At 40.9% G+C, this 5,824-nt stretch carries 2 protein-coding genes and 1 pseudogene; all 3 read right to left on the bottom strand.

Annotated features, from left to right (window positions below; all coding sequences use genetic code 11):
- Positions 1-1,635, bottom strand: a pseudogene (locus E1176_RS07600) (hypothetical protein); the annotation flags it as partial.
- Positions 1,635-2,633, bottom strand: coding sequence for a PorP/SprF family type IX secretion system membrane protein (locus tag E1176_RS07595; RefSeq protein WP_155210008.1), 999 nt, complete (start codon positions 2,631-2,633; stop codon positions 1,635-1,637). The gene E1176_RS07595 and the pseudogene E1176_RS07600, both read right to left, overlap by 1 nt.
- Positions 2,634-2,636: 3 nt before the next feature.
- A complete protein-coding gene (locus tag E1176_RS07590; protein ID WP_155210006.1) occupies positions 2,637-5,684 on the bottom strand; it encodes a T9SS type B sorting domain-containing protein in 3,048 nt (1,015 codons plus the stop codon).
- Positions 5,685-5,824: the final 140 nt, after the last annotated feature.

Below are 5,824 nucleotides of genomic sequence, written 5' to 3'. Positions count from 1 at the left end.
AGCATCATCGGCAGCTAGGGTGTAAAAATACTGTTCACCACCAGGAAGTGACCTAAACGCAAACTTACCAGCGTCATCAGTGGTCGTAGAATCAATAATCGATCCGGTGTCATCAGTTAAGTATACAGTTGTATTGGATAATGGTGTATCATTAGAAAACAGATCACCCGTAATATCAACATCAGAAACTACCAGTGCTTCAGAATCGCTTTCTTCGTAACCCAAATTTTTATAATTAAAAAATTCATCCTGAGCCAATGCGAAGCTTGCATCGTCTTGTGCAAACTCATCCACTTCGGTCATGTAATTGGGTAGCTGATTGTAATTAAAAGGCAGCTCAAAGGTTATATCATATATATTATCGCAGCATCCCTCTTCCCGATTACTAGTGAGGTATCCGTTGGTATCGGCATTTTTTAGGTAAAAATAAATGTCATCTGCCCCTGAATTTATAGGCTTCCCTAAGTTGAAAACCTTCCCACTGGTCAGGTTAGGATTCATTTTTACCATAAACACATCATATCCACCCAGCGACTTTAATCCATTAGAACTGAAAAAGAAATGGCCATTTGAACTATCGAAAAAAGGCGTTATCTCATTTTCTTCGGTATTTACTCCTGTGCCTAAATTTTTGATATTATTTGCAACGCCATTGGAGTCTATCCTGGCATACCATATATCATAATTTCCCTCTCCTCCCGGCCTGTTGGAAGAAAAGAAGAGCACTGTATTTTGCTCAATCTGTGCCAGCATAGGGTGTTTCGAGTTGTAAGAATCTATGTTGATGAGTGCTTCTCTTTTCGGCTTAGACCACCTGTCTTTTTCCTTCGTGGCGCTGTATATTTCACAATTCTTCTCAACCGCATCTTCGCATTGGGTGAAGTAAACCTTGTTTCCATCGCTCGTAAATGTTGGGCTGCCAATACTGTAGTGATCATCGACTGGCTCTACATCTAAGGGTATACCACGCTCTCCATCTATCATTCGGTTTACATATAGAGAATCGAAAACAACCTTTACCTCTCCCACAGGGAGCGTCTTACCAACTTTAACACGCTCAACTCCTGTAAATATTAATTTCCCCTGGTAATTTACAGCACCGAAGCCAAAACCCGAATATCCGTTTAAAGCCTTCCTATTTACCGTACTTATCTGATTCCCTGGTTTTTTTAATATTTGCTTAGCCTCCTCACACCATTTGATTTTCTCTCTTGCCTCTGCCACCATTAACTTGCTAGCACCATCGTTTTTAAGAAATGCCTTAAAATTATCAATAGCCTCATCGTACTGTTCCAAACTCATTTGCATTTGAGCTTGATAGAAACCTACCGTTGGGTATTGTTCTGCTTGTAATTTAGTATAGTTATTTAAGGCTTGTTGGTATCTATTGAGCATTCGGTAAGACTCTGCAAGGTGCCAGGTGTCTTCTGCGGTAGTTTGTTCTAGCTCTTCAATTTTCTGAAAATTATCTGCTGCTGCGTAAAAGTTTCGATCTTCGAAAAGCTTGAGACCTACCTGTCTGTATTCCTCAGCTTGTATTTCATTCTTTCGTTCTCTAAAACTATCTATTCGTTGAGCAATCAGAATCGAATTTGAGCATATCAAAAGCCCTATAATTATTAACCGATAGATCATTAGAGCCTAGGACTTGGGTTAGACATTACGTTAGTTTTCTTTGTTAGCTTTTTATTGAAGTGATAGGTAAGACTCACCTCATAGCCTCCATTGGTGGCCAGTTCATTATTATTTACATACAAATCGTAAGACAAACCGACAGCCAGGTTGGCATATTCTAAACCTGCTCCTGCAATAAATGCATCTGTATTTCTCACCCAACCGCCTAAAGAGCCCGCTATATCACTAGAAAAAGCGTACTCTACAGCTACACCTGGGTTAATGATATGAGACCCGTTTTGATAAAAATATACCATGTTAGGCACCAGTGTTACATTACTACTAATATCAAGTTTGCCACCTCCATGAAATAGGTATTTTCTGGCCAAATTGGCCTTTTCTCCTAAAAATGATTTTTCCGGTTCTGAAATATGAAAAACTGAAACACCGGCAAATAGTGTAGTCTTACTCGACAAAAACGAATACCATAGCAGTCCGGCATTAAAATCTAATGTGGTTGCGCTTGATTCATCAAAAGATTCATTAGAAGCCAATGTTGGATCATAACCTGATAGAGGCACCCATTGACTTTGTGTACTTAAATTTGTGTTGTTTAACCTGGTATCATCTACACCGGCCTGAAGCCCAAGTGCTAAATAGGAGTTCTTACCAACGGCATTGTGATAACTCAACGACAACATCGCCTTGAGGTGTGTAAGGTTAAAACCAGACTCAGCCTGCACCACAGATACACCTAACCCACCAAAATCAGGGTTTTCATCAGCATCAAAAAGTGACATATCTACTGAAGCCCCTATAGTAGTAAATGGATCTACTGAAGAAAGGTAATTTTTATAATTAGATGCCACTCTTACCTGACCGTAAGCTATTCCGGTAAGGGCCGGATTAAGGGTGAGGGGCGAATTATAAAACTGAGAAAAAAATGGTTCCTGAGCTTTTGACGTCAAAGACATCAATACAATACAACCTAATACTAATAACCTTTTACCAACTATCATTAGTTACCTTATTAACTGTACAGCCCCTTTTTTGGTAATAACACGACCTGTAAAGGTCTCAGCTGTCACTACATAAGGATAAGCATCTATATTTTGTTTTTCTCCATTAAATCTTCCGTCCCAGCCCACCTCGGGGTTTTCTGTGGCAAAGACCACTTTACCTAACCTGTCATAGACCTGGAACTTAACCTCTTTTATTCCATATACATTTACAAAAAGGACATCATTGTTTCCATCCTCATTTGGTGAAAACATTTCCGGTACAAATATTTCAAATTCTTCATCTATAGTAATATCGACAAAAGCTTCATCGATACATCCAAACTCATTGGTACCAGTCACTTTGTAAGTTATGTTTTGTAATGGAGAAGCCACTGGATTAGCAACCGAAGGATTATCCAAACCATCTTCAGGAGCCCAGATATATGATGTAGCCCCCTGAGCTCTCAACTGAATAGATTCGCCAATTATAATTGTGGTATCAGTCGGAAATACACTCACATCAGGTTTTTCTCGCACTTCTACTAATACATCTAATATCTGGTTTGGACAAAAATCCCGAATAATTTCTACCTGATAAGTTGTGGTAGTTGATGGGTTGGCTATAGGGTTAGCAATATCGGCCTGACTTAGACCATCGGTAGGACTCCAGGCATACGCATCGCCACCGATTGCCTGCAGTTGCACTTCATCACCAATACAAATATCTACAGATGATTCTTCAACGGCCGGCACTTCATAGACTCGAAGTGTCATCACATCAGTATTTGGATCGCAAGACCCATTACTTACCACCCACATGAGTTCAAACTCACCTGGCTCCAGGTCAGAAACTGTACTTTTTGGATTTGTCGGGTCGTCTATTGTGATGTTACCGTTCGCGATTTTCCATTCTCCGACACCTATTGCGGGTGAATTGGCATCTAATGTAGTCGTTTCTTCACCTGCGCAAAGTACCTGATCAGGTCCTGCCTGAGCGTCTGAAGGCTCCTCAAAAACTGTTACTGTAATTTCTGATTCACTGTCAGGGCAGTTTATAGAACTGATTGTGTATTTTAAAGTAGCACTGCCACCCACAACAAGTCCATTTACATCAGTAGTAGCGGCATTGGGGTCAACGATATTTGCTGTGCCACTCACAACTGACCAGGTGCCACCAACTGCAACTCCGGCATTGGTGCTGGCAGAAATTGTTGTCTCAGTTACATTACATAATTCCTGACCTGCACCAACATCTATATCGGGTGGTGATTGCTGGGCTGTGATCTCTACATTATCTGAGTTACTAGAGCAAACACCACTAGACACCGTCCATGTGAGAATCACTGTGCTTCCATCGAGGGGGATATCTGTTACTTCTGTTTGGGAATCATTTATATCAACTATGGTTGCGGAGCCTGCAGCCAGAGACCAGGTACCTGAACCGTTTGCCGGCTCGGTAGCACTCATCGTAGTACTTGTCTGGTCACACAGCTTTTGATTATCACCTGCATCGGCAAGCGAAGCCGGTGGAGCGACACTTATAATCACCTCATCTTCCGTTTGACACACGCCTGTAGTAGCTGTCCATTTTAAAACGGCATCTCCAAATCCCACACCATTAACATTGGTTTTAGGATCATTTACATCATCAAATGTGATACTTGCATTACCGGAAACCACACTCCAGGCACCTGTCCCTCCAATCACTTCATTGGCTTCTAACGGAGTAGAAGTGGCGTTGCACAACTCTTGATCAGGACCTGCTTCTGCAGCGGGTGGCCTGGGTTGAATAAAAACAAATGTTGTATCTCTATCAACATCTCCCGCGTCATCTGTAATGGTAACAATATATTGAGTAGTCGATGAGGGTGAAGCTATTGGGTTGGGGCTGGAAGGATTATCCAAACCTTCTGCCGGAGACCATAAAATCGTATAAGGCGCTTCGCCACATGAGGAAGTTTGTGCTACGCCAATCGTTACACTTTCTCCCTCACAGATAAACTTAGGCTCTCCTGCTCTGGCAATAACCTTATCTGTAACTCGCACTATTACAGTATCTCGTTTTACACAAGCTGTCGGAGTATCACTATCGGTAAGTGTTAAAACATAGGCGGTGTTTACGGTTGGACTCACAATAGGATTGGGTTCTGTTGAGACAATTCCACCTCCTACTTCATTCCATTGATAAGTATAGGGTTCAGTACCGTTGTCTGCCGAGGGATCTCCCCCCAGTTGGGTAGACGCCCCTTGACAAAGCCTTCGGTTAGGACCGGCTTCTACATCTACCAGAAAACAACAGCTAATGGTAAAAGATCCTGTACCTGAGTTGGTTATATTGCCACTTTCTATACAAGCAAAAACAGTATTGAGTATGTCTCCATTATTGGTAATGGAAGAGAAATTGTCACCAGCAATACCACCATTACAGCCATCGATGGTGCCATTATTAACGAAACTTTTGGGGTCATTTGTTGGTGCGTCTTCCGGATCACCCAGTCCCATGAGTCCGCAAATTTTAAATGTACCTCCTACTCTATTTATGAAATTACCCGAGACCAACATGGCACTTTCTTTAGTCGCCAGCTCCAGGTTACCAAAATTTTCTAAAGAATTACTGACTGATAGATACGCTACATTTACTACACTTCCTCCGAGTGCATTGGTTAAGTTGGTAAGGTTTAACAAACCGGCAATATTTAACGTACCACTAAGCTGATTGGTAAAATCTGTAATATCAGCTGCTCCTTCTATTAAAACATCTCCCGCATTAAATACTGTTAATGATCTAAAAAGTCCTTGAACCTCGATTAAACCGTTATTTTGAATTCCTTCTATAAATAAGCTCCCATTGATGCTTACTCTTATTGCACCATTGCTTATGTAGTTGCCTGTGCGGCTTACACTGTGGTCGATAAAAACATTGTCGGTAGGATTAGGTATACTTCCCTGATCCCATATGGTGGGGTCATTCCAATCTCCATTACTAATTGTTCTGAAATCTGCGGCTACGAGATTTGATGTGTGAAAGCAAATAAATAATATCAAGCCAATTGATAGACGTAAAACCATGCAGTTCAATTTTTGAATATATGCCGCTTGTAACTAAAATGTAACACTCATAGAAGAATAAAACTCTTCATGTAAATTTAAAATAGGTAATATTTCATAAAAAACAGAATCTGCCACCTTTTAAATAGTAAGCCAAAAAA

The organism is Fulvivirga aurantia (assembly GCF_009711475.1).
Classification (GTDB): domain Bacteria; phylum Bacteroidota; class Bacteroidia; order Cytophagales; family Cyclobacteriaceae; genus Fulvivirga; species Fulvivirga aurantia.
This window is presented reverse-complemented; position numbering and strand designations above follow the sequence as displayed.